General features: G+C 56.5%; 18 protein-coding genes. 7 read left to right on the top strand and 11 right to left on the bottom strand.

Features of this window, described 5'->3' with window-relative positions:
• Positions 1-258: a BufA1 family periplasmic bufferin-type metallophore gene (locus HV832_RS13295; RefSeq protein WP_176804344.1), complete on the bottom strand. Its 258-nt coding sequence runs from the start codon at positions 256-258 to the stop codon at positions 1-3.
• Positions 259-445: 187 nt separating this feature from the next.
• Here HV832_RS13295 and HV832_RS13290 point away from each other — a divergent pair, with 187 nt between their 5' ends.
• Together HV832_RS13290 and HV832_RS13285 are read left to right on the top strand one after the other, a co-directional pair.
• Positions 446-718, top strand: a complete 273-nt coding sequence (locus tag HV832_RS13290) for a hypothetical protein (protein WP_176804343.1) — start codon at positions 446-448, stop codon at positions 716-718.
• Between the two features lie 37 nt (positions 719-755).
• Positions 756-974, top strand: coding sequence for an RNA-binding S4 domain-containing protein (locus HV832_RS13285; protein WP_176804342.1), 219 nt, complete (start codon positions 756-758; stop codon positions 972-974).
• Between the two features lie 4 nt (positions 975-978).
• Here the strand turns inward: HV832_RS13285 and HV832_RS13280 are convergent, their stop codons facing one another.
• The 3 genes from HV832_RS13280 to mobB all read right to left on the bottom strand — a co-directional run bounded on the left by HV832_RS13280 (position 979) and on the right by mobB (position 2,385).
• Entirely contained in the window at positions 979-1,410 is a 432-nt protein-coding gene (locus tag HV832_RS13280; protein WP_176804341.1) for a hemerythrin domain-containing protein, read from the bottom strand.
• A 182-nt stretch (positions 1,411-1,592) separates the two neighbouring features.
• A complete protein-coding gene (locus HV832_RS13275; protein WP_176804340.1) occupies positions 1,593-1,793 on the bottom strand; it encodes a YjfB family protein in 201 nt (66 codons plus the stop codon).
• 52 nt (positions 1,794-1,845) lie between these two features.
• Positions 1,846-2,385 carry a molybdopterin-guanine dinucleotide biosynthesis protein B gene (gene mobB / locus HV832_RS13270; protein WP_176804339.1) on the bottom strand — a complete coding sequence of 180 codons (540 nt, stop codon included), beginning with the start codon at positions 2,383-2,385 and terminating at the stop codon, positions 1,846-1,848.
• A 188-nt stretch (positions 2,386-2,573) separates the two neighbouring features.
• Here mobB and HV832_RS13265 point away from each other — a divergent pair, with 188 nt between their 5' ends.
• Entirely contained in the window at positions 2,574-3,698 is a 1,125-nt protein-coding gene (locus tag HV832_RS13265; protein ID WP_176804338.1) for an ABC transporter substrate-binding protein, read from the top strand.
• Positions 3,699-3,777: 79 nt separating this feature from the next.
• On the opposite strand, the gene ppc is transcribed toward HV832_RS13265, so the two are convergent.
• The 4 genes from ppc to edd all read right to left on the bottom strand — a co-directional run bounded on the left by ppc (position 3,778) and on the right by edd (position 11,209).
• Positions 3,778-6,564: a phosphoenolpyruvate carboxylase gene (ppc, locus tag HV832_RS13260; protein ID WP_218132047.1), complete on the bottom strand. Its 2,787-nt coding sequence runs from the start codon at positions 6,562-6,564 to the stop codon at positions 3,778-3,780.
• 212 nt (positions 6,565-6,776) lie between these two features.
• A complete protein-coding gene (gene pgi / locus HV832_RS13255) occupies positions 6,777-8,411 on the bottom strand; it encodes a glucose-6-phosphate isomerase (RefSeq protein ID WP_176804337.1) in 1,635 nt (544 codons plus the stop codon).
• Positions 8,412-8,541: 130 nt separating this feature from the next.
• On the bottom strand, positions 8,542-9,183 hold the full coding sequence (eda, locus tag HV832_RS13250) for a bifunctional 4-hydroxy-2-oxoglutarate aldolase/2-dehydro-3-deoxy-phosphogluconate aldolase (RefSeq protein WP_176804336.1): 642 nt from the start codon (positions 9,181-9,183) through the stop codon (positions 8,542-8,544).
• A gap of 175 nt (positions 9,184-9,358) precedes the next feature.
• Positions 9,359-11,209 carry a phosphogluconate dehydratase gene (gene edd, locus HV832_RS13245; RefSeq protein WP_176804335.1) on the bottom strand — a complete coding sequence of 617 codons (1,851 nt, stop codon included), beginning with the start codon at positions 11,207-11,209 and terminating at the stop codon, positions 9,359-9,361.
• Positions 11,210-11,652: 443 nt separating this feature from the next.
• Between edd and zwf the strand changes: the two genes are divergently transcribed.
• The 4 genes from zwf to HV832_RS13225 all read left to right on the top strand — a co-directional run bounded on the left by zwf (position 11,653) and on the right by HV832_RS13225 (position 15,819).
• Entirely contained in the window at positions 11,653-13,113 is a 1,461-nt protein-coding gene (gene zwf / locus HV832_RS13240) for a glucose-6-phosphate dehydrogenase (RefSeq protein ID WP_176804334.1), read from the top strand.
• A 38-nt stretch (positions 13,114-13,151) separates the two neighbouring features.
• Positions 13,152-13,829: a 6-phosphogluconolactonase gene (locus HV832_RS13235; protein WP_176804333.1), complete on the top strand. Its 678-nt coding sequence runs from the start codon at positions 13,152-13,154 to the stop codon at positions 13,827-13,829.
• A gap of 101 nt (positions 13,830-13,930) precedes the next feature.
• Positions 13,931-14,824 (top strand): SIS domain-containing protein, encoded by an 894-nt coding sequence (locus HV832_RS13230; protein WP_176804332.1) that lies wholly within the window; start codon positions 13,931-13,933, stop codon positions 14,822-14,824.
• A gap of 158 nt (positions 14,825-14,982) precedes the next feature.
• Positions 14,983-15,819, top strand: a complete 837-nt coding sequence (locus HV832_RS13225) for an HDOD domain-containing protein (RefSeq protein ID WP_176804331.1) — start codon at positions 14,983-14,985, stop codon at positions 15,817-15,819.
• Positions 15,820-15,906: 87 nt separating this feature from the next.
• On the opposite strand, the gene ribA is transcribed toward HV832_RS13225, so the two are convergent.
• The 3 genes from ribA to HV832_RS13210 form a co-directional block, all read right to left on the bottom strand.
• Positions 15,907-16,548, bottom strand: a complete 642-nt coding sequence (ribA, locus tag HV832_RS13220; protein ID WP_176804330.1) for a GTP cyclohydrolase II — start codon at positions 16,546-16,548, stop codon at positions 15,907-15,909.
• Positions 16,549-16,876: 328 nt separating this feature from the next.
• Entirely contained in the window at positions 16,877-18,754 is a 1,878-nt protein-coding gene (gene ilvD / locus HV832_RS13215; protein WP_176804329.1) for a dihydroxy-acid dehydratase, read from the bottom strand.
• Positions 18,755-19,029: 275 nt separating this feature from the next.
• Positions 19,030-23,313, bottom strand: a complete 4,284-nt coding sequence (locus tag HV832_RS13210) for a translocation/assembly module TamB domain-containing protein (protein ID WP_176804328.1) — start codon at positions 23,311-23,313, stop codon at positions 19,030-19,032.

The following is a 23,313-nucleotide window of genomic DNA, read 5'->3' as shown; positions in this document are numbered from 1 at the left end:
TCAGGAAGCCTTGGGTGCATCGGTTTTACCACCCATTTTCTCGCATGTGCCGGCCGGGACCTTTTTCCAGTCCTGTGGATTGTTATCTGTCTTTGCCTGACCCGCACAGGAATGCGAGCCATCCTTGGCAGCGCAGTCATTTTTCCCTGCTTTTGACACGCCATAACATTTTTCAGTTTTAGCCGGTTCAGCCGCAGTAGCAATCGTCGTACCGAGCAAACCAGTCAAAGCTGCTGCAATCAAGGCTTTGTTGTTCATGTTTATCTCCTGAAAAGTTAAAATAAGAAACCCGGTCTGATCTGCATGAGGTGAACAGAACAGTACCGACTGACATTTTCCAGCTACTGAATACCTGTATAGGCAAGACCAAGTCTCAACTGTCACTGATATGAATCGCCAGTGCGTCTTATCCTACCATTTTTATTCTCTCAAAAACGGCCTACCGATGAATAACCCTATCCTTGCACTCAGGCAAAGTCTGGATGATTTTCTGCGGCAACAGATGACTGTCAGTGAGCTTTGCCGGTGCTGGCGAAACAACGATGTTTTGCTGACGCAATTACCGCCGCAATACCAGGCTGTAATGGAAAATATCTTGCTCAGACTGGAATCCGGCAGTATGTTTACCGAGGAAAGCTGTTCCTTCAGTCAACGCGATCTGATTACCGAACTACAGACCTGGCTGGATAAAGCCCATGCCCGCCTGCAGGTGATTTAGTGTATCCTGCGCCCTTTTTTCCAATTCCTGACATCACATGCAAACATTAGACTTCAGCCTGAGCGGCGAATACATTGAATTAAATCAATTATTAAAACTATCCGGTTTATGCGAAAGCGGCGGCGCGGGGAAAATGATTGTTGCCAGCGGTGACGTGTATGTGGATGGCCAGCAGGAACTGCGGAAAACAGCGAAAATCCGTGCCGGCCAGATGGTGGAACTGGGCGGAATCCAGATCCGGGTCCGTGCTGAATAAGGAATCAGGCTGATAACTGCTGCGCGTCCTGAAGCTCTGCATTCTGGCGGGATTGTGTCAGCATGAAGCGCGCCAACATATTGTCCATAGTATCGACGTGATGTTCAAACCAATGCGGTAATTCCTCTGCCAGACGTACAGCAAGATCTTCCTCACCAGATGCAACCCGGCGCCGCACTTCCTGCATCACCTCCAGGACGGCATCGTGCTCCTGCTTGTGGCAGGCGGCCGGCGGAAAAGCAGTTTCCGTCATCCAGATATTTTCCTGATCGAAATGGTGGACAGAGTGTTCAATCAAGGCATCCAGACGCTGAACAAATGTGGCAGGATTATCTTCTGCCAACGCAGCGCATAATTGTACGAACTCCTGATGTGTTTCATCCATCGGTTCATAACTGAGGCTCAACCTGTCCGACCATCCCCATGCTGTTGTCATCTCTGCTCCAGAAAAAGTGAATGCCGCAGATTATGGCTGATACAGCGGAATATTGCTTGCGTCAGATCATCCCCAAAGCAAAACAGCGCATTGATTGCGCTGTTTTATGGATGTGTCTGAGCAGTTTATTGCGGTCACCAGACAACTGGTCAGACCAGCTTGCTTCGCGACAGTGATACGGTTTACGCCGTTGTATTGATGTTGCGTCCCAGGTGAGAAGGCAGGTTGGCAACCGATTGATTATCAGGAATCGCCTGAATCAGTGCAGTGGCATTTTCAGTCTGAATATCATTTGCCTTTTTGAGCATGGCAATACTGACTGCCTGGCTGATACCGACATCCGCCAGTGTCGTTGCTACATTTGCTATTCCTGTGACATCCATGAGAAATCTCCTTATCCATCTGCTCCTATAACGGCAGAAAAAAGAGCTTCCTTTAGCCCGGAAATTCCTTTTTTTGAATTTTTCCATCCCGCATTGCGGTAAGCAACCATTCCAGAATTTCATCGGGCTGATTCAGATCCAGCCATGCGATGCCGTCCCGCAGTCCGGGAGGTGCCGGTACGTCCGAAGCAACGGCAATCACATAAGGGTCGTCGGGATACAGCGGCGGCTTTCCCAGTAAGGGACGATGCACCTCCAGCTTGGAAATGGGTTCCCATTTATATCCTTCTATTAACAGAATATCCGCTACGGAAAAGCGGGCAAGCAAAGTCTGCAATGCAGGTTCCGGCTCCGCATGCAGTTCCCTGGTAATCACATACCGGTATGGCGACACCAGCATCACCTCCGCAGCCCCGGCAGTGCGAAAACGGGCGCTGTCTTTCTGCGGCGGCTCAATGATGATGTCGTGATGGCTGTGTTTGACAACATTCACACGCTGCCCCACCGCAGTCAGTTGCGCGATCAGGAATTCCAGCAATGTCGTTTTGCCGCTTCCTGACCATCCGATAATCCCCAATAAGTTTTTGTTCATTTTTGTATTTTCATCATTCAGTCTGACCAACAATTCACGAATCGGTCTGGCCGCCCAACATCGCTGTATTGCAGGCAGTACAGCATCTGTTTTTCGCACCGAAGCGGAAAAACTGTTATCACTCAGTCACTTTGCAGTCACAATCCGGTGTCAGAATCTGTCGCACTGCAACAACCGATCCGACTCCCATGCGCTTGCTTTCCAGACAACTCATCGCTTTCATTATTGTACTGAGTAATTTCCTGACTGCCTTTGCCACAGCTCAGGATAATCCCATCATTATCGGTCAGGCCATTGATCTGTCCGGCCCGAATGGCAGCATTGGCCGGGATTATGTTGCCGGGATCACCACTTACTTTGACAGTCTGAATGTCAGCGGCGGCATCAATGGACGCCGCATCAAATATCTGGTGCGTGATGATCAGGGTAATCCGGCGCAATCTGCCAAAGTGGCCAGTGATTTGCTGGAAAAAGATAAGGCTGAATATTTACTGGGCGGTATTGGCGCCGCCGTCACGGATGCTGTCATCAATGCACCTAAATTTATCCAGAGCGGCCAGACACTGTTTGCGCCGCTGATCGGATCGGTGAAAAATTATGGTAACCGCGTCCTGTTCTGGCGCCCCAGCCCTGAGCAGGAAATGCAGTATATCTTCTCTTACTTTGACAAACTGGGCATTAAAAGCGTTGGCATCGCCGTACAGGAAAACAGCCTGAATCAGGATATGTTTCAGTACGTGAGCAATGAAGTGAAGAAACGTAAAATGCAGATGAGCGGTATTGTTCACATCACCGGCACCCCGGCTGACGTCGACCGTGAATCTGCGGTACTGGCCAATGCCAATCCGAATATCGTGATCGTGGTGGCAGACACGCTGGGCACCGGACTGTTCCTGAAAGAATTCCGCAAACATGCGCCACGTACCTTTGTCGCCGGTATGTCGCTGACGAATCTGGATACGCTGGCAGAAGTCGCCGGACCAAAAAATCTGGAATGGACGGTATTTTCGCAAGTGGTGCCCAACCCGCAGGGGAAGAAATCCATCATCCAGCTCGATCACAATAATATGATGAAAAAATTCCGTGATGAGGACTTGTCTGCCCTCACTTTTGAAGGATTCGTGGTTGCCAAAACACTGGTCAAAGGAATTCATTTATCCAAAGCCGGGCGGGACGGTCTGCAAACGCTGGCGGCACAAAAGGGAACGATGGACCTGGGTGGCATTCTGCTGACGCCAGGTGATGGAACCTATCGGATGTCTTCGTATGTGGATATCGCGCTGTTCCGCAAAGGTGGCGGCCTGATGTTCTGACACCTAGTGATTCAACCAGAAAAAATGCCCTCCGCGCAGAGGGCATTTTTTTGTACTTAGCGCACAGACAAAACCCAGCTTAACCGCTGTTTCTGAGACCGGTGGCAATACCATTGATCGACAGGTGAATGCCGCGTCTGACCCGCTCATCCGGGTCGCCCTGACGATAACGCTGCAGCAATTCAATCTGCACATGGTTCAGCGGCGACAGATAAGGGAAACGGTTACGGATAGAGCGCGCCAGCAGCGGATTGGCCGCCAGCAGCTCATCCTGTCCGGAAATCGATTTCAGCACATCGATGGTCGCTGCGTGCTCTGCCTGAATCCGCGGAAAAATCCGGTCGCGCAAGGCCTGATCTTTGACCAGTTGCGCATAACGGCTGGCGATACCGATATCACTCTTGGCGAGCACCATTTCCATGTTGGACAACAAGGTGCTGAAGAAAGACCACTGACGGAACATTGCCTGCAGCGTCGGCAAACCGTCGGCCGGATGCGCCGCCAGGTAACGCCGGACTGCCGTGCCAAAGCCAAACCAACCCGGCAACATCAGGCGGCACTGCGACCAGCTGAATACCCACGGAATAGCGCGCAGGTCTTCAATGGCGGTGGATTTTTTACGGGAAGCCGGACGACTGCCGATATTCAGTCCGGCAATTTCAGAGATCACTGTCGATTCCCAGAAATACTGTTCGAATCCTTCAGTGCCGTACACCAGATCGCGGTAGGCATGGAATGCGTAATCCGACAGCTCCTCCATCACCGACAAAAATACGGCAGGCGGGGCTGGTTCGGTGTGCGCCAGCATACTGGCTTCCATCGTGGCAGCAGCCAGCACTTCCAGATTGCGGCGTCCGACTTCCGGATTGCCGTATTTGGCCGTAATCACTTCACCCTGTTCTGTCAGACGGATCTGTCCCTGAACCGCACCGGCTGGCTGCGCCAGAATGGCCTGATAGCTTGGTCCACCGCCACGGCCAACCGAACCACCGCGGCCATGAAACAAACGCAGACGTACCTGATGTTTTTTAAAGACTTCCACTAGATCGAGTTCGGCTTTATACAATTCCCAGCCGGAAGTCAGAAAACCACCGTCCTTATTGCTGTCGGAATAACCGAGCATCACTTCCTGCGCCTGATCGCGGCTTGCCAGCAGGCGGGCATAGGCCGGAATCGTAAACAGACGATCCATCGCTGGCGCGCTGTTCTGCAGGTCGCCGATGGTTTCAAACAGCGGAATGATGTTCACATCCAGCCGCCCTTCTGCCGGATGCAGCAACCCGGATTCTTTCAGCAACAGCGCCAGCTCGAGCATGTCCGACACGCCATCGGTCTTGGAAATAATGCAGTTCGGTACCGCACCGGCGCCATAACGTTGTTTGGCGGTGGCCGCAGCCCGATAAATGGCCAGCTCGGACTGAGTTTCCTCCGAGTACGTCAGATAAGGCGAAGCCAGCGGACGGGCGGAGCTGATCTCCTGAATCAATACTTCGATACGCTGATCTTCGTTCAGTGTCAGGTAGTCTGTCGCCGGATTGGCTGCCTGTAACAATTCGGCCACCACGCGCTCATGCACATCGGAATTCTGACGCAGATCCAGCGGCGCCAGATAAAAGCCAAATACCCGGACTGCGCGCCGCAGATGACGCAAACGTCCCCGCGTAATCGCAGCCGAGCCGTTCGCCATCAGAGAGTTGTGAATCACATCCAGGTCTGCTGCGAGCTCTTCCGCCGCACGGTAGGGTGCGGCTTCTCCGCTCGGCGGGATTGATGGCAACAAGCCAAGCAACCGGGTATAAGTCGCTGCCAGACGGGCGTAAATGCCGCTAATCGCCAGACGGTAAGGCTCGTCAGAGCGGTGCGGCGAATGATCTGGTGAACGCTCGGCCAATGCCAGCAATTCATCCGACACTTTGACCAGCAGATTCGCCATCGACAGTTGCGAACCCAGGGTATGCAGCTCATCCAGATAAAAACGGAATGCCCGCGTCGATTGCATCGCCAGCGTTTTTTCCAGCACGGTGGCAGTGACGAAAGGATTGCCGTCGCGGTCGCCGCCAATCCAGCTGCCCATTTTCATAAAGCTTGGCAATTCACGCTGTTGCAATGCCGGGTCTTTGCTGGCCAGCAGGTCTTCCAGGCCGGCATACAGTTGCGGCAATTCGCGCAGGAAGGTGTAGTCATAAAAGCTCAGACCGTTCTCGACCTCGTCCAGCACCGACAATTTCGAAGTGCGCAGCATGCGGGTCTGCCACAACGTCAGCACGGCGCGTCCCAGTGCCTCTTCGTTGGCAGCGGATTCTTCAGGAGTCAGCTGCATCCGGTCGCGCTCGTCGAGCAGGCGGGTAATCACCATCTGACAATTCAGAATGCTCTTGCGCTGCACTTCGGTCGGATGCGCGGTGAGTACCGGTGCGACCTGCGCTGTCTGGAAAAAATCAAGCAATTGCTGCGTGTTGTGACCGGCGTTATACAAGGCTTCAATCGTGTGCGCCAGGCTGCCGGAGCGGGGCGCGGAGCCGGCGATCTGATGCGCTCTGGTGCGGCGGATATGATGCTGGTCTTCCGCCAGATTGACCAGATGCGAAAAGTAGCTGAATGCGCGGATCACTTGCGTGGTCTGGTCATTAGTCAGGCTGTCGAGCGTATTTTCCAGTTCGGCACGCGCTGCCTCATCGGCGTCGCGGCGGAAACGGATGGAATTTTGCCGGACCTGCTCAATCAGGTCGAACACATCATCGCCATGCTGATTTCTTACCGTATCACCTAACAGGCGTCCCAGACGGCGGATATCTTCGCGCAGGCTCTGGTCTTTGTCGTCATCTTTGTCGTTCATTTTGAGTGGTGGTTGGAGGTGGGCATTCATGCTGACAAAATTCTACGGTAAGTAAGGAAATCGAATGATGAAAATTCTTGCAAGACAATCGGTATTTTTCCCGATGATGCATCAGGAGAAATACCGATTACCGGTTCAGGTGTTAAGTCGGTGCACAGGCTGAGGGGCAGGATTGCGCCCCGGCAGCAGCTCTGACGGGGCTCCGGCAATAAAGGCAGGACGTCGTCAGACATTAGCCCGGCTCAGGCGGCTTTTCTGACTTTCTGGCTGTGTCTGACAGCCTGCAGCAAGCCTTTGGTGGAGCTGTCGTATTCTTCTTTCACTGCCGCCGGATCGAGGCTGATCAACTGCTGCGCCAGTTTTTTGCCGAGTTCCACACCCCACTGATCAAAGGCATTGATATCCCAGATCACCGACTGCACGAAAACCTTATGTTCGTACAAGGCAATCAGTGACCCCAGCGAACGCGGAGTCAGCGCATCGAGCAGCAGCGTGGAAGTCGGGCGGTTGCCCTCGAACACCCGTGGCGCCAGCATTTTTTCCGGCAGATCGCCCAGTTCGGCACGCACTTCCTCCATGCTCTTGCCGAGTGCCATGGCTTTCGATTGCGCAAAGCAATTTGCCAGCAAAGCCTGATTATGTCCCGGCAAACCGGCATCGTCATCGGCGACCACGATAAAATCTGTCGGGATGATCGTCGCCCCCTGATGCAGCAACTGGAAATACGCATGTTGTCCATTAGTACCGGCCTCACCGAACAGAATCGCTGACGTCGAATAATCGACGCGTTGCCCTTCGCGGGTCACGGATTTGCCGTTGCTTTCCATTTCCAGCTGTTGCAGATAAGCCGGCACGCGCGTCATGCGCTGATGATAAGGCGCAATCGACAAGGCTTGCAGACCGAGAAAGTTGATATTCCAGATGCCGATCAGCGCCATCAGCACCGGCAGGTTTTGCTCCAGCGGCGCCTGGGCAAAATGCAGATCCATCTCGTGCGCACCGGCCAGCATTTCTTCAAACCGGTCCATGCCGACATACAAGGCAATCGAGAGACCGATCGCGCTCCACATCGAATAGCGGCCACCCGCCCAGTTCCAGAACGGGAAAACGTTTTCTTCCGCAATGCCAAACTCCGCCGCCGCCGTCACATTGGTGCTGAGCGCCACGAAATGCTGGCGGATCTGCTCTGCCGGACAACCATGCGACAGCATCCACTCACGTGCCGTGCGGGCATTGGTCAGGGTTTCCATGGTGGTGAAGGTCTTGGATGCGACCACGAACAAGGTCGTTTCCGGATCGGCATTCGCCAGCGCGTCCGCCACGTGACGGCCATCGACATTCGAGACAAAATGCAGTGAGAGATTCTTCTGCGACCACGGCGCCAACGCGATGCATGCCATCTGCGGACCAAGATCAGAGCCGCCGATGCCGATATTCACAATCGTGCGAATCGCTTTGCCGGTATAGCCCACCCAGCGCCCTTCGCGCACGGCATCACTGAATGCACGCATCTGCGCCAGCACCTGATGCACGTCGGCAGCAATGTTCTCGCCGTTCAGCATGAATTTTTCGCCTTTCGGCAAACGCAGCACGGTATGCAGCACCGCACGGTTTTCGGTATGGTTGATCGCCTCGCCGCGCAGCATGGCATCACGCCGCGTCTCGACTTCCTGCTGCCGCGCCAGCGCCAGCAGATTCAGCTTGGCCGTAGTGTCGATGCGCTGCTTGGAATAGTCGAGCAGAATGCCGCAGGCAGATGCCGAAAAATGGGTGAAACGCTGCGGATCAGCACGGAACAGCTCTTTCAGGCTGGGCATGTTGGTAGCGCGCTGCTGCAACAGGCACCACAGCGGAGTGCGGGAAACGGAATTTGCCATGATCTTGCTCAGAAGTCGGTATCAGTCGGGACGACGGGTCAAATCGGGATTTATCCAGGGAGTATCTTTATTTTCCGGTTTGATATCCAGATAAACAAAGGGCTTTATAAAATACTCCCCCTGAGTATATTTATGCCTTGCCAGCGGCGGCAGCGGCTTTCGCCAGCGTGGCGATGGCATTCCAGTCCCCGCTATTGATCAGTCCTGCCGGGCACATCCAGGAACCGCCGACGCACAGCACATTTGACTGCTGCAACAGTGCTGGCGTGGCTTCCACCGTCACGCCGCCGGTCAGACAAAAACGCACTTCCGGGAAGGGTCCGCCGAGCGCCTTGGCCATCCTGGTGCTGCCGACCACATCGGAAGGAAACAGTTTGACGACGTGAAAACCATGTTCCAGTGCCAGCATCAGATCGCTGGCACCACCGACACCGGGAAAATACGGCAAGCCAGATTCCTGCGCCGCTTTTGCCAGCACCGGCGTGATGCCGGGGCTGATACCGAACGCCGCGCCGCTGGTTTTGACTGCATCGAGCTGTGCCGCAGTCAGGATCGTACCGGCACCGACGGTCACATCCGGGCAGGCGCGCACCACCTCACGCAGCACTGTCATCGCATTCGGCGTGCGCAGCGTGATTTCCACCGCAGGCAAACCGTTTTCCGCCAGCGTGGTGACGCACCGGATCGCCTGATCGACGTCATCGGTAACCAAAATCGGCAAAACACGGATCTGTTCCAGCTGGGTGATGATGCTCTGTGGCGTGTGGCTCATAATGTCTCTCAAATAAAAAGTGAAATTGCCTGCATCGGATCAGGCCGGAAATTTCCGAAACCGCATGACAGGCAGCGCCCTGCCGCCTGTCATGCCGGTCTAACCGATATACTTACCGATATGCTCTGAATCTTGTGTTCAGTTTTCCTTGCGTGATGCCGCTGTCAACCGATAGTCAGTCGATAAACAACGTCGATGCGCCATGTTCCGGCGCGGTCACGACCCGGCGCTGCGTCGCAAACAGGTCGCGGCCAAAGCCAAAAGTGACCTCCTTGCTGCGTTCGCACAGCGGACGCTGGTTCCACACCTGCTCATCGACCAGGGCACGCAGTTCGCCGGTATGCACATTCAGCTCGATCAGATCGCCATCCCGCACTTTGCCCAGCGGCCCGCCCTGCGCCACTTCCGGACTGACGTGCAAGGCTGCCGGCACCTTGCCGGAAGCGCCGGACATGCGGCCATCCGTGACCAGCGCAACTTTGTATCCGGCCGACATCAGACTGCCCAGCACCGGGGTGAACTGATGCAGCTCCGGCATACCGTTCGCCTGCGGCCCCTGGAAAATCACCACGGCCACAAAATCCTGATTCAGCTCGCCCGCCTTATAAGCCCTGACCAGCGCATCCTGCGAAGCAAACACTTTTGCCGGCGCCCGGATGATCCATGCTTCTTCCGGTACAGCAGAAGCTTTGACAATCGCGCGCCCCAGATTGCCTTGCAGCAGACGCAGACCGCCCGTTGCAGCAAACGGCTCGCTCACGTTGCGTACCACGGCGGGGTCAGTCGATGTGGCAGGCAGCGCTTCCCACTGCACCTGTGCCGCAGCATTCAGCACCGGACGTCCGGTATGGCTGTGCAATCCCTGATCGCCGAACACGGTCATCACATCGCCATGCATCAGACCAGCCGACAGCAATTCACGCATCACGAAAGTCGGACCGCCTGCATCCTCAAATGCATTCACGTCGGCGGTGCCGTTCGGATACACACGGGTCAGCAAAGGTACGACCGAAGACAATTCATCGAAATCCTGCCAGTCGATCAGAATACCGGCAGCACGCGCCACGGCAATCCAGTGAATCGTATGATTGGTCGAACCGCCGGTTGCCAGCAGGGCGATCACCGCATTCACGATGGTTTTTTCATTCACCAGACGACCAATCGGTTTGTAGTTACCGCTCTGTTCCGTCAGTTGCAGCACCCGCTCCACCGCCGCTTCCGTCAATGCGCTGCGCAACGGATCGGATGGATGCACGAATGCCGCGCCGGGCAGATGCAGCCCCATGGCTTCCAGCAGCATCTGGTTACTGTTGGCGGTGCCGTAAAACGTGCAGGTGCCGGCGCTGTGATAGGCCGCGCTTTCTGCTGCCAGCAATTCTTCCTTGGTCGCCTTGCCCTGCGCATAACGTTCGCGCACTGCGGCTTTTTCTTTGTTCGACAAACCGGAACCCATCGGTCCTGCCGGGATGAAGATCGTCGGCAAATGCCCGAACGCCAGTGCGCCGATCAGCAAACCTGGTACGATCTTGTCGCAGATGCCCAGACATAAAGTCGCATCGAATGCGTCGTGCGACAAAGCGACCGCAGTGGCCTGCGCAATCACGTCGCGCGAGAACAGCGACAGTTCCATCCCGGGGCGTCCCTGCGTCACACCGTCGCACATCGCAGGTACGGCCCCCGCCACCTGCGCCGTAGCGCCAAAGCGCAGAGCGGCGTCACGGATCTGCTGCGGATAAGATTCGTAAGGCTGATGTGCCGACAGCATGTCGTTGTAAGCCGTCACAATGCCGATATTCGGTTTTTGCGCCTGATTCAGCCAGATCTTGGCCTTGCTGTCCATCGCTGCATTGGCATGCGCCTGATTGGCGCAGGACAGCGATGCGCGGCGCGGACCGCGTTGCTGCATCTGATCAATCCGGGCCAGATAGGCCTGGCGCAGGGTCTGGCTGCGTTCGGTAATGCGCCGGGTCACCTTGTCGATAACAGGGTGCAGCGCTACGGTTGAAGATGAAGAGGATGTCGTCATAAACTCACCTGTGGCTCCGCAGAGCGAAAGAATAGAAAAACTGCATAGTGATGCAAACTGCCCTTCCGGCCTGTCCGGCACGATGCGGCAGCCAGCGGCAGACTTCTTCAGAAGCAGCATAAAAAAGCCTGCATACAATAGCGATCAAGATAGCATAAATCCGAAATTTTTCGTAACAAACTTTCAGAATTTTATTTTAAAGCCTATTTTTTGTACAAAAACATCAAATTTACCGTAATGAAACTACATTTCTGAAGTTTTTCTGGCATAATGAAATGGCAGGATTCTTTTAACGCAGGACGGGAATACCGTCGTGCCGCAGGATTCAGGCACAATCAGTCAGGCAGCACAAAACACCATGGCAGCGGCAGAACAGCAGCGAATGCAGTCCGGCGGACGCTTTTGGCTGCATCCCCAGAAGCAGAACATCTCTCGGAGTCAGCATGACCACTTTTGTCTTATTTGGCGGCACAGGCGATCTCGCCAAACGCAAACTCATCCCCGCGCTGTACAGCGCGTTTGTGAACGGCAGGCTGGACCAGCATTTCCAGTTTATCGGCGCCGCCCGCGAAGCCTTGTCGAATGATGAATACCGCCAGCGCGTCAGCGACAGCGTGGCGCACTATGCCGCCAAAGTCACCGGTGGCAGCCCGGAAAAACTGGCGGCGTTCCTGGAGCTGACCCACTATGCCAAGATCGATGCCCGCGTCCCCGAAGATTTCAAAAAACTCAAAGGCAGCCTGCGCACTTCCGACACCAATGCCACATTGTTTTATCTGGCGACCGGCCCGGACATTTTCATCCCGGTGGTGGAGCAATTATCGAAACACGGTCTGGTTGAAGGCAATGCCCGCGTGGTGGTTGAAAAACCCCTTGGCCGCGATGCGCAATCCGCCAAGGAAATCAACCAGTCGCTGCGCAATTACCTGAACGAAAACCAGATCTACCGTATTGACCATTACCTCGGTAAAGAAATGGTGCAGAATTTGCTGGCACTGCGCTTTGCCAATTCTTTCCTGGAACCGCTGTGGAACCGCAAGTGGATTCAGGATGTACAGATTTCGATCTCCGAGCAGGTCGGCGTCGAATCGCGTGGCGATTTCTATGACCACACCGGCGCCCTGCGCGACATGGTGCAAAACCACTTATTGCAACTGGTGTCGATCGTGGCGATGGAGCCGCCAGTGAATGCCAATCCGGATGCGATCCGCGATGAGAAGGTCAAGGTCTTGCGTGCCCTGCACAAATTCACGCCGGACGAGGTCAGCAAAAAAACGGTGCGTGGTCAGTATCGCGCCGGTGCTGTCGATGGCCAGCCAGTGATTGCCTATCAGGCCGAACCGGGTGTGCCACCAGCGTCGCGTACCGAAACATTTGTCGCGATCCGCGCCGAGATCGATAACTGGCGCTGGGCAGGCGTGCCGTTTTACCTGCGCACCGGAAAACGCATGGCGAGCCGCTGCGCCGAGATCACCATCAATTTCAAACCGATCCCGTATTCCATTTTCGGGAAAAATCAGGGGCCACTGCGCTCTAACCGGTTGGTGATTTCGCTGCAGCCGGAAGAAAGCGTGCAGTTGTACATGAAAGCCAAAGAGCCCGGCGAAGGCATCCGCCTGTCCGATGTGGCGCTGAATCTGGATTTCGCAGAGGCATCCAATTCGCGTCGTGTGGAATCTTACGAGCGTCTGCTGCTCGATGCGATGCACGGCGACCTGACGCTGTTTGTCCGCGATGACGAACTCAGCGCTGCCTGGGCGTGGATAGACCCGATCATGCTGGCCTGGCAGAACGACAGCGAAGGCCTGAAATCGTATATCGCGGGCAGCTGGGGGCCAGCCGCCGCCAGTTATCTGCTGGCACAGCATGGCGCCGCATGGGGTGAAGAATACGTAGAAGGCTGAACGCGGCGTTTGAGCCCCGTCACACAGAAAAGAAAAACATGAGACCTATCCAATATCATACCTTCGACAATTTTACGGCACTCAGCGAAGCGCTCAGTCAGCAGTGGGCGGAAATCATCCGCAGCACGCCGGGCGGCAGCAGCTTCGCGCTCGCCGGCGGCACCACTCCGGCACCGGTGTATCAGCGGCTCGATGAATTGCTGGCTCATATGGATCAGCACAATCCGATCAAACTGGTCGCCACCGATGAGCGCTGGGTCGCCGACGAAGATCAGCAGAGCAATGAAGGCCTGTTCCGCCGCTGCCTGCAGAAATCCGCCCGCGACAAACGCTGGCAGCTGGTCTCGCTGAAAAATGCGTCTTCCACGCCGGAAGTCGCCACCGAAGCCATCGATGCGCGTCTCAATGCGCAGCTGCCGCAGGCATTCAGCGCCATCCTGCTCGGCATGGGCGCTGACGGTCATATCGCTTCGCTGTTTCCCGGCGCGCCGGTGCAGCATGACGACCTGACCTGTCTGGCGGCGGTACATCCGCAAACCCGGCAAAGCCGTATGTCGCTGTCGTTGCCGCGCCTGCTCAATACGCAGCGCATCTGGCTGGTGATTACCGGTCAGGAAAAACGCGATGTGCTGGAACATGCTGTCGAAGCCAATCTACCGGTTGCTGCCCTGCTGCGCGAAGCCGGATGCGATATCGATGTTTTCTGGTGCCCGTAACAGTGTCTTTCAGCTGGCTGATGGCGCACAATACGGTTTTGCCCGGCGCATCATCTGATCCGTGTTGAGCGTCATTCACTCTGCCCACATCTGCACACATTATGGCAAATCCATTTACCGAATCCCGCCCTGTCCCGCCTTCTGAAAAAGGCTTGCTGGCCCGCATCCGTACCGCCAGCACGGCACTGAGCCGCGCTGAACGGCAGGTCGCGGAATTCCTGCTGCAAAAACCGCACGATGCGCTGGAAATGTCGATCCGCGTGCTGGCACAGGCCTGCGATGTGAGCGAGCCGACCGTGGCGCGTTTCGCCCAGAGCCTGGGATTCGACGGCTTCAAATCCTTCAAACTCGCATTCGCCAAAAGCCTGGCGACCGGCATTCCTTATCTGCACCTTGATGTGAATCAGGCGGATCAGGTCAAGGATGTCCTGCCGAAAGTATTTGACCGCACCATCGCAGCACTGATGGAAGCCCGCAACAATGCCAATCCCGCCAACTTTGAGGCTGCTGTCAATCTGCTGGCGCGCGCGCGCCGCATCGAATGCTATGGACTGGGTTATTCCGGTGCGCTGGCGATTGATGCGCAACTGAAGTTTTTCCGTTTCGGCATTCCGACCACCGTGTTCTGCGATGCCCATTTGCAGGCGCAATCGGCGACGCTGCTCAACAGTGATTGCGTGGTAGTGGCATTTTCCCGCACCGGACGCACACGTGACCTGATCAACAGCGTGCAGCTGGCAAAAAATGCCGGCGCCAAAGTGCTGGTGCTGTGCGCCAGCGGCGCGCCGCTGGCTGAGCTGGCCGATGTGCACATCAGCGTCGATGTGGAGGAAGACCCTGACATCTACACGCCGATGACTTCGCGCCTGGCGCATCTGACCTACATTGATGCGCTGGCCGTCGCTGTCACGCTGTTGCGTGGCCCGGCTGCGATTGACATGCTGGAACGCGCAAAAATCAGCATCAGTGAAAAACGGCTTGGCTCAAAAATCTGAAGCCGGATACGGTACGCTGCCCATTAATCAATTTCCGATAAGAAATAATCTACTCAATTGATGTAGTAAATATTTCACATCTTTGTGATTCCTATGGGTATCGCGGCGGCATTCGGGTAATACTGAACGCATGTTAACTTATAGAATGAGTTCAGCGAATGATCAGCATGCAACAGATCACCGACGATGTGAATGACCTGCCGAGTCTGCCGGCCGTCGTGATGGAGTTACTCAATAGCGTGGACCGCGACGATGTCGATATTCACGCGCTGGCGCAACAGGTCACCCATGATTTGGCACTCACCGCAAAAACTCTGCGTATCGCCAATTCAGCGTATTACACCACGCTGGTCAAGGTCACCACGATTCAGCAGGCCATCTCGCTGCTGGGTATGACAACGGTGCGCCAGATCATACTGACTGCGGCTGTCACCGGCTGTTTTCCCGACAATAACTGCCCCGGTTTCAGCCACAAAGATTTCTGGCAGCATGCCAATGCGGTCGCCATCATTGCCCGCATCCTGGCGCGCAGACTGAATTTTTCGCAGGATATTGCCTTCACCGCCGGGCTGCTGCATGACATCGGCACGCTGGTGCTGGTAGCTTATCATCCGGAGCGCTACGCCGCAGTCATCGCCTGGCAAAATACACACCAGAGTACGCAACCGGAAGCCGAAAAGGAAGTGCTCGGCCTCGATCATGCGGCGGTTGGTCATGCGCTGGCCGAATGCTGGAATTTTTCCGACGCCATCAAAAATGCCATCGGCGGGCATCACCAGCCAGACCGGCCCGGGCTCGGCTTTCTGGCGACGATTATCCATGTCGCCAACGGTATCGCGCATGTCCTGAACGTGACGGCAACGCCGGATCACAGCACACCGGAAATCTCTGCCCTGTCATGGGAAAGCCTGGGGCTGGACCAGAATGGGCTGGATCAGGTACTGGAAGAAGCCGCCCGCGAATTCAGCAAACTGCGCCAGCAGGTCGATCTGTAATCGGGAATACGACATGTCAGCGCAGAGAGCCGCATCACCCACATCCTGAGACATCTGGTCAAGCAAAGAATTGCTCAGAAAAATGCCTTATAGTTCCGGCGACAGCATGTGACCCAGCTTGCTGATTTTGGTGTTCAGGTAACGGTTATTGTAGGGATTGCGCTGGATGATCAGTGGCACGTGTTCACTGATCGTGACTTTCAGGCCTTCCATCGCGGCCAGCTTGCGCGGATTGTTCGTCATCAGTCGCAATGACTGTATGCCCAGATGCCGCAGCATCGGGTCGCACAGGCTGTAATCGCGCAGGTCTGCAGCAAAGCCGAGCTGCTGATTGGCCTCAACCGTATCGGCACCGTCGTCCTGCAGGTGATACGCGCGGACTTTATTCAGCAGGCCGATACCCCGCCCTTCCTGTCGCAGATACAGCAAGGCGCCGCGCCCTTCTTCCGCAATTTTCCGTAATGCCATTTCCAGCTGCGGCCCACAGTCGCAACGCTGGCTGAACAGCGCATCACCGGTCAGGCATTCGGAATGAATCCGTGCCAGCACCGGCTGCCCGTTCGCCACATCGCCCAGTGTCAGCGCAATATGCTCTTTGCCGGTTGCCGGTTCAAAAAAGGCATGCATACGGAAATTGGCCCAGGTGGTAGGCAGATTGCAGGAATCGACGTATTCAAGTGCCGCGGTTGCAGGAGTTGCAGGCTCGACAGGCGGGGTGTTGCTGGACATACCGTTCTCACGAATTTTGATTTACAGGACCCGGACGAACTGAGCTGTGCCAGACGGCGTCCCGATAGGGTGTCAATGGATTCCGGCGAGCCGTGGCGCCGCCAAAACAGAGAGTATAAACGACCAGCGCCTTTCTGACCGGCGATGCTGAACGCTTATTCTATTTTCTGCAGGTAAGGGCAAAATTCAGGAAAACAAGCAGCGCCGGTTGACCGGCGCTGCAAAATGCAGACAGGGCACAATAACAATGTGACAGTAGCAGCCATTGTGTAACCGCTTTCACCTCTTCATCATTATTGTTGCTGTTGCCTTGTTGTTATTTCACTGCTTATTTGCGACGCAGCTGGGAAATGTCACGCACCGCGCCACGGTCTGCCGAGGTTGCCAGCGCCGCATACGCCTGCAACGCCTGCGATACCACGCGCTCACGGTTCACTGGTTGCCAGGCATCAGCACCGCGTGCCTCCATCGCGGCACGGCGTTGTGCGAGTTCATCCTGACTGACTTGCAGGTGGATGGTGCGTGCTGGGATATCGATCTCGATGATATCGCCCTCTTCCACCAGACCGATGGTGCCGCCTTCGGCGGCTTCCGGCGAGGCATGACCAATCACCAGTCCGGATGAGCCGCCGGAAAAACGCCCGTCGGTGAACAGGGCGCAGGCTTTGCCGAGGCCTTTGGATTTGATGTAAGACGTCGGATACAGCATCTCCTGCATGCCTGGCCCGCCTTTCGGCCCTTCGTAGCGGATAATCACCACGTCGCCTTCATGCACAGTGTCGCCCAGAATGCCTTCGACTGCGGCATCCTGACTCTCGAATACGCGTGCTTTACCGGTAAATTTCAAAATACTTTCATCGACACCGGCAGTTTTCACGATACAGCCTTTTTCAGCCAGATTGCCATACAGCACGGCCAGACCACCGTCCTGCGAATAAGCATGGGCGCGTTCACGGATGCAGCCGCCGGACCGGTCGGTATCGAGCGAGTCAAAACGTTTCGCCTGCGAGAACGCCTGTTGCGTCGGCACACCGCCCGGCGCTGCCAGGAACAGGGTGCGCACTGCGGCGTCCTGACTGACCATGATGTCGTTACGGGCAATCGCTTCGGCCAGTGAAGCGCTGTGCACTGTGGGGCGGCTGGTGTCGAGCAGGCCGGCGCGCGCCAGTTCTCCCAGAATCGCGATGATGCCGCCCGCGCGATGCACGTCTTCGATATGGTATTTGTCCGTCATCGGCGCCACTTTGCACAGGCAGGGAACTTTGCGGGAAATGCGGTCAATATCTGCCATGCTGAAATCCACACCGGCTTCATGCGCGGCAGCCAGCAGGTGCAGCACGGTGTTGGTGGAGCCGCCCATCGACACGTCCAGCGCCATGGCGTTTTCAAAAGTCGCCTTGCTGGCGATGCTGCGCGGCAGGATGGAATCATCATCCTGTTCGTAATACCGTTTGGCGAGTTCCACGACGAGACGACCAGCGCGCAGGAACAGCTCCTTGCGGTCGGCATGGGTCGCCAGAATCGTGCCGTTGCCCGGCAAAGACAAGCCCAGCGCTTCGGTCAGGCAATTCATCGAGTTTGCGGTAAACATGCCGGAACAGGAACCGCAGGTCGGGCAGGCAGAGCGTTCAATCCGGCCGATTTCTTCATCGCTGACTTTGTCGTCGGCAGCCTTGATCATGGCATCGACCAGATCAATTTTCATGATTTTCTGTTCGCCGCCTTGTTTCGGATGCAGGGTTTCCAGCACTTTTCCGGCTTCCATCGGCCCGCCGGACACAAACACCACCGGGATATTCAGCCGCATCGCCGCCATCAGCATACCAGGCGTGATCTTGTCGCAATTCGAGATACAGACCATCGCATCGGCACAGTGCGCATTAACCATGTATTCCACGGAATCGGCAATCAGTTCGCGCGAAGGCAGGGAGTACAGCATCCCCCCGTGTCCCATCGCAATGCCGTCATCCACGGCAATGGTATTGAATTCCTTGGCCACACCGCCTGCCGCTTCGATCTCGCGGGCTACCATCTGCCCCAGATCCTTCAGGTGCACATGCCCCGGCACAAACTGGGTGAACGAATTCACCACAGCAATGATCGGCTTATCAAAATCGCCATCTGTCATGCCGGTGGCACGCCATAGGGCACGCGCACCAGCCATATTGCGGCCATGGGTAGTAGTCCGGGAACGATATTGCGGCATGATTCACTCCTGAAAATGGTCAGCGCAGGCTGGCCGGGAAAAATGAGAAAGCATCAGCTTGCATTGCTTGCTTTAATATGTCAAATATCATTTAAGAAGAAAATTAAGTCGAACTACATATTAATAAACCAAAATAAAAACCAGTCCCGCTGGCGCGGCGGCCGTGCATCTACGGGTAATGTGCTGGCTACCGGATGAGGCGCTGTCTCCCGTCTTTCATCCGGCGCAAATACTGCCTGCATACAGAGTAGGCCGATTGCGGACTCAGCTCTGATTTAATTGAAAGAGAAAGTGTACGTGACATCGACTGCCGATTCACTCCCGGTGCGCCCGACCACGGTAATGCGACGCGTCAGCTGCCAACTGAGGCGTATCGCACCGCTGGCATCACCCAGACCGCGTTCAACCGACAACACCAGCCCCGGCATCAGGCGTTTTCCCACGCTGATGACCTGATCGCTGCTGGAAGTGCTGCTGGACACGCCGGTGGTTCCGGCGACAGTTTGCCCCGGCACATGCGAAGCGCTGCTGCGTCCGGCAGATCCGATCGAAAATTCGTCAAAACCCAGTCCCTGTACAATATCGCGCGGCACGTTGCGGCTACCGTCACCGCCAAAAATCGCTGTGGCGGCAGACATCAGCAGCGAGGCATCACCGCCCGCCAACTGATCCGACCCGCGCCCCAGTACCAGCCAGGAGAGCTTTTCTGCATCCGGCACTGCCGGCTCCGATACCAGTCGCACCTGCGGCGCGACAACGGTTCCGACTACCTCCACCCCGGCCTCGACGGCCAGTCCTTGCCGCAGGGCGCGGATATTCAGGCCGGGATTAGCAGGTGGCCCCTGGAAATTCAGGATGCCGCGTTCAATCGCCAGTTGTTGCCCGTAACCTTCATACACACCGCGCACCGTGTTGATGGAACCGGTCGCCTGCAAGGGGCTGCCATCGACCGAGCGCAGGCGCAGACTGCCTTCCAGACCGGTATCGAGTCCACGTCCGACAAACACAAAGCGCGGCCCCATCTCGAAGCTCACATCGACCCGCGTTTTCAATCCCTTGCGCGCGCTACTGTCGCTGGCAGTGCGGTTATCCGGCCGTTCATGTTTGCGTGTTACAGTCACATCGCCGGACAGGCCGGGGGGCGGTAATTTCGGCAATCTGAAATAAGCCCCGTCGGCTTTCACGCCGCCAGTCAGGCTCCAGATATGATTAGCTTCTACAATGCTGGCCTGCCCCGACACAATCAGCCAGCGGTCCTTGCGCTGCAACAGCGGAAATTGCTGCCACTGCGCCTGAATGGCGCCGGTTTCCTTGCCGATATCCACCTCGCCGCTGGCCGTGAACAAGCCGCGCTTGCCGACCATCTCCACACCTTTGAACTGGGCATGTTGCGGCAACATCGTCACCACATTGGAAAACTGCAGCTGATTCAAGGTCAGGTGCGTGTCTTCGAGCTGCGCATCGAGCGTGCCATTCGGCAGCAGCAGACCTTCGGAAGCAAACGCCACTTCCAGTTCGCGTCCGCTGACCGCTGCCCGGTAACGCGGCTTGTCCAGATTGCCGCTCAACTGCGCATCCAGATTCAGTTTTCCTTTCAGCACCAGCCCGGGATTCAGCAAAGGCCCCAGCCATTCCAGATCGGGAATCGCGGCACTGACCTGGCCATTCAGCGCTGCCTCCGGCGGTAATTGCCATTGTCCCTGCGCCTGATGTAGCCAGGAATCAGCCTTGATCTGCCATTGCCCCAGACGGCTGCCATCGGCGCTCATCTGCAGACTGATGCGCTCGCCATCGGTCCCTGCCACCAGACCGCCAAGATGGATTTTCAGCTGAGCATCACGGATTCCCAGCGGGATCGCAGTAGCCGTACCATCCGGATCATTCAAGCGCAGGTCGCCCCCCTCGCGCTGAATCGAAATATCGCCACGCGCAGTGTCTTTCAGTTGCAGATTCCATGCCGCATTCAGGATCAGATTGCCGGTCACGGCATACTGCGGACGCAGCAGATTGACCAGCTCCAGCACGCGTGCATTACTGACAGTACCCTGCGTCATCAGTTGTCCGTTGACCCACTCCAGCTGATCCACGCTGAGTGCGCCCAAAGCACTTTGCAGCTGCAGTTTCCCGATACGGAAAGTCTGCGCATTGATCTGCAAGGCAGCAGGCGCTATCAGGCGAGCATCGGCCTTGCCGCTGAGTGTCAGCGTCTGCAATTCTCCGTGCCAATCCCACCCGGCACCCGGTACGGAGCTGCGCTGATTTGTACGGCTTAAGGTGGCACCGCCGCCGGTACTGCCGATATTGAGTGCCCCCTGTAATGCAGCGCTGAATTGCTGTTTGCCGGGAAAAGTCATCCGGGCGCTCAGGCGGTGATCGTCTTTTTTGCCGCTCAGCTGCAATTGCAGCTGGCTGATCTTCACTGCCTTACCAGACGACAGCGGATCGGCATCGGCAGAGCCGGGAAAGTCGCCTCCCAATTGCTGCATAGTCAGTTCACCGGCAACCAGACCGGCGTCGCCACCGGCAAGCTGTAATTTGCCATTCAGGCTAGCGGCCGTATAATTTTTTTGCTGACGGACGATACCGAGCTGACTGCCGTTCAGCGTTACCTGTCCCGCCAGATCGCGGAAACGCCCCTGCAGTTCCAGCGCGGCATCCAGCCTGCCGCGCAGCGCCAGCTGCTGGCTGCGCAATAACGGATTGAAGGCGCTCAGATCATGTGCTTCGAGCGCTAACTGCAGGCTGTCGCCGGGCGTGCCGACAAGCCCGTGACCACTCAGGTGATTATCGCCCCAGCGCAGATCGAGCCGGGTTATCCGCAACTGCTCGTGCTTCCACGTGAATTCAGCCTCGGCCTGCACCGGCTGTCCGGCGTACTGTCCCTGCAATTGCGGTAATTCGACCTGCAGCTGGACATCGGGTGCCAGTCGGCCGTCGACCCGGATTCCGGCATGCAGCTCACCGGCTTCGGTATCCGCCCAGTACGCCGGATTGAAATGCCCCAGATTGCCGGCGAAGTGAAACGCCTGCTCACCGTGCAATGCCAGCGTTCCTTTCCCTTCCAGCTGCGCCTGTCCGGCCTGCAAATGCAAACTGGACAGCGTCAGTAACTGCTGGCGGATATCATAACCGGCATCGGCTTTCAGCACGGCCAGTGCATCCTTGAGCTGGGTGGACAGCTGCATGACCTGCTGTGCATCTGTCCGGAGGCTAAGCTCCCCCTGAATATGCGTACTGCGCAATGCCGGATGCAGGACTTTCAGATCGACATTCGTCAGTTTCAGCCGGGCTTCGGCCCGGAAACTGCTGTTGCTGAACTCGATTTTCCCACCACCCTGCACTTCGCCCTGATGGGCCAGCCGTAGCTTCAGGTCACGAATATCGAGCAGATCATCGCGCCACAGCAGGCTGGATTGCAGGCTTTCCAGTGGCAAGGCATGCCGGTCCAGTGTACCGGGATTGCCATTAGTAATGCGGATCTGTCCGGCTACTGCTGCGGCTGTTTTCTGGACCGGATTTTTATTTGGCGCGGCGGGAGGTGTCATGATCGTCTCCGGCTGCAGGTCTGCCAGGATCCGTAAATCGGCCTGCGGTGCCTGGGCGGACCAGTCCGCCGGATTCAGATGCCGGATATCGATCTGCGCCTGCCGGATAATGTGTGTTTCAAAGGGCGCCAGCCGCGCACTGGCGGTGCCGCTTAATCGCTGTGCAGCGCTTGTGGTCGTTGTCGCGGTTGTGCCGGCTGGAGACTGCTGCAACTCGGCCTGTAATGCCAGTTGCAATGCCGTGAGATCTCCGCTGACCTGCAGTTGTGCCGACACCGGCGGAATATCCTTGAGCATCCGCCCTTGCAGACGGGCATTGCCGCGAAGGTCAAATGGTCGCGTCCCCGACAGACTGACAGTGCCGGTTTCCAGTTTTCCCCATGGTGAATTCAGGCGCAACTGGGCCTGATACTGGTTCTGGTGATACGTCAGCTGTCCTTGTAAGGCAGTCAGGGCAAGTAATTCTTTTTGCTGTCGGTCTGCCAGCATGTCCGCGATCTGCAGGCGTCCCACAGCCAGATCGGCGGCATTCAGGGAAAGCGGTAACGTCAGCTGTTGCGGCAGGCTGACCGGCGTGTTACTGGACAAGGTGGCAATCTGCAGATGGCTGATGTGTAAACGTTCAAACACCAGTTCGCGCCGCCATAGCGCCTGCGGTTGCCACGCTAACTGCACGCCGCTGGCCTGCACGTCGGTACTGGCATCACGGTAGCGGAGCTGATCCATTTCCAGTGCGTGACTGAGCGTCCCCCGCACACCGCTGGTCTGTATGTTGCCCGCAGTAAGCTGACCCAGCACAGCGAAAAAGACCCGGGTGCCGCTTTCTGATTTAACCGCCCACCCAATCAGCAGCACAGCCGCCAACAGCAATGCAGCCGCGCCGGCGAGCAGCCAGCGTAGCCATTTCAGCGGTCCGCGTTTCACCGTAACGGGTACAGGTTCAGGTACATCATCCTGCCCGCTGCTGTGCTCAGGGGGCAATGGTGCAACTCCGTTGTGATCAGCTTGCGTCAT

This window comes from Cognatundibacterium oligocarboniphilum, from assembly GCF_013377855.1.
GTDB lineage: Bacteria > Pseudomonadota > Gammaproteobacteria > Burkholderiales > Burkholderiaceae_D > Undibacterium > Undibacterium oligocarboniphilum.
This window is presented reverse-complemented; position numbering and strand designations above follow the sequence as displayed.

Bases quoted from the DNA above. Each gene is read 5' to 3' on its own strand.
- HV832_RS13295 (WP_176804344.1), bottom strand. From the start codon at position 258: ATGAACAACAAAGCCTTGATTGCAGCAGCTTTGACTGGTTTGCTCGGT.
- HV832_RS13290 (WP_176804343.1), top strand. From the start codon at position 446: ATGAATAACCCTATCCTTGCACTCAGGCAAAGTCTGGATGATTTTCTG.
- HV832_RS13285 (WP_176804342.1), top strand. From the start codon at position 756: ATGCAAACATTAGACTTCAGCCTGAGCGGCGAATACATTGAATTAAAT.
- HV832_RS13280 (WP_176804341.1), bottom strand. From the start codon at position 1,410: ATGACAACAGCATGGGGATGGTCGGACAGGTTGAGCCTCAGTTATGAA.
- HV832_RS13275 (WP_176804340.1), bottom strand. From the start codon at position 1,793: ATGGATGTCACAGGAATAGCAAATGTAGCAACGACACTGGCGGATGTC.
- mobB (WP_176804339.1), bottom strand. From the start codon at position 2,385: ATGAACAAAAACTTATTGGGGATTATCGGATGGTCAGGAAGCGGCAAA.
- HV832_RS13265 (WP_176804338.1), top strand. From the start codon at position 2,574: ATGCGCTTGCTTTCCAGACAACTCATCGCTTTCATTATTGTACTGAGT.
- ppc (WP_218132047.1), bottom strand. From the start codon at position 6,564: ATGAATGCCCACCTCCAACCACCACTCAAAATGAACGACAAAGATGAC.
- pgi (WP_176804337.1), bottom strand. From the start codon at position 8,411: ATGGCAAATTCCGTTTCCCGCACTCCGCTGTGGTGCCTGTTGCAGCAG.
- eda (WP_176804336.1), bottom strand. From the start codon at position 9,183: ATGAGCCACACGCCACAGAGCATCATCACCCAGCTGGAACAGATCCGT.
- edd (WP_176804335.1), bottom strand. From the start codon at position 11,209: ATGACGACATCCTCTTCATCTTCAACCGTAGCGCTGCACCCTGTTATC.
- zwf (WP_176804334.1), top strand. From the start codon at position 11,653: ATGACCACTTTTGTCTTATTTGGCGGCACAGGCGATCTCGCCAAACGC.
- HV832_RS13235 (WP_176804333.1), top strand. From the start codon at position 13,152: ATGAGACCTATCCAATATCATACCTTCGACAATTTTACGGCACTCAGC.
- HV832_RS13230 (WP_176804332.1), top strand. From the start codon at position 13,931: ATGGCAAATCCATTTACCGAATCCCGCCCTGTCCCGCCTTCTGAAAAA.
- HV832_RS13225 (WP_176804331.1), top strand. From the start codon at position 14,983: ATGATCAGCATGCAACAGATCACCGACGATGTGAATGACCTGCCGAGT.
- ribA (WP_176804330.1), bottom strand. From the start codon at position 16,548: ATGTCCAGCAACACCCCGCCTGTCGAGCCTGCAACTCCTGCAACCGCG.
- ilvD (WP_176804329.1), bottom strand. From the start codon at position 18,754: ATGCCGCAATATCGTTCCCGGACTACTACCCATGGCCGCAATATGGCT.
- HV832_RS13210 (WP_176804328.1), bottom strand. From the start codon at position 23,313: ATGACGCAAGCTGATCACAACGGAGTTGCACCATTGCCCCCTGAGCAC.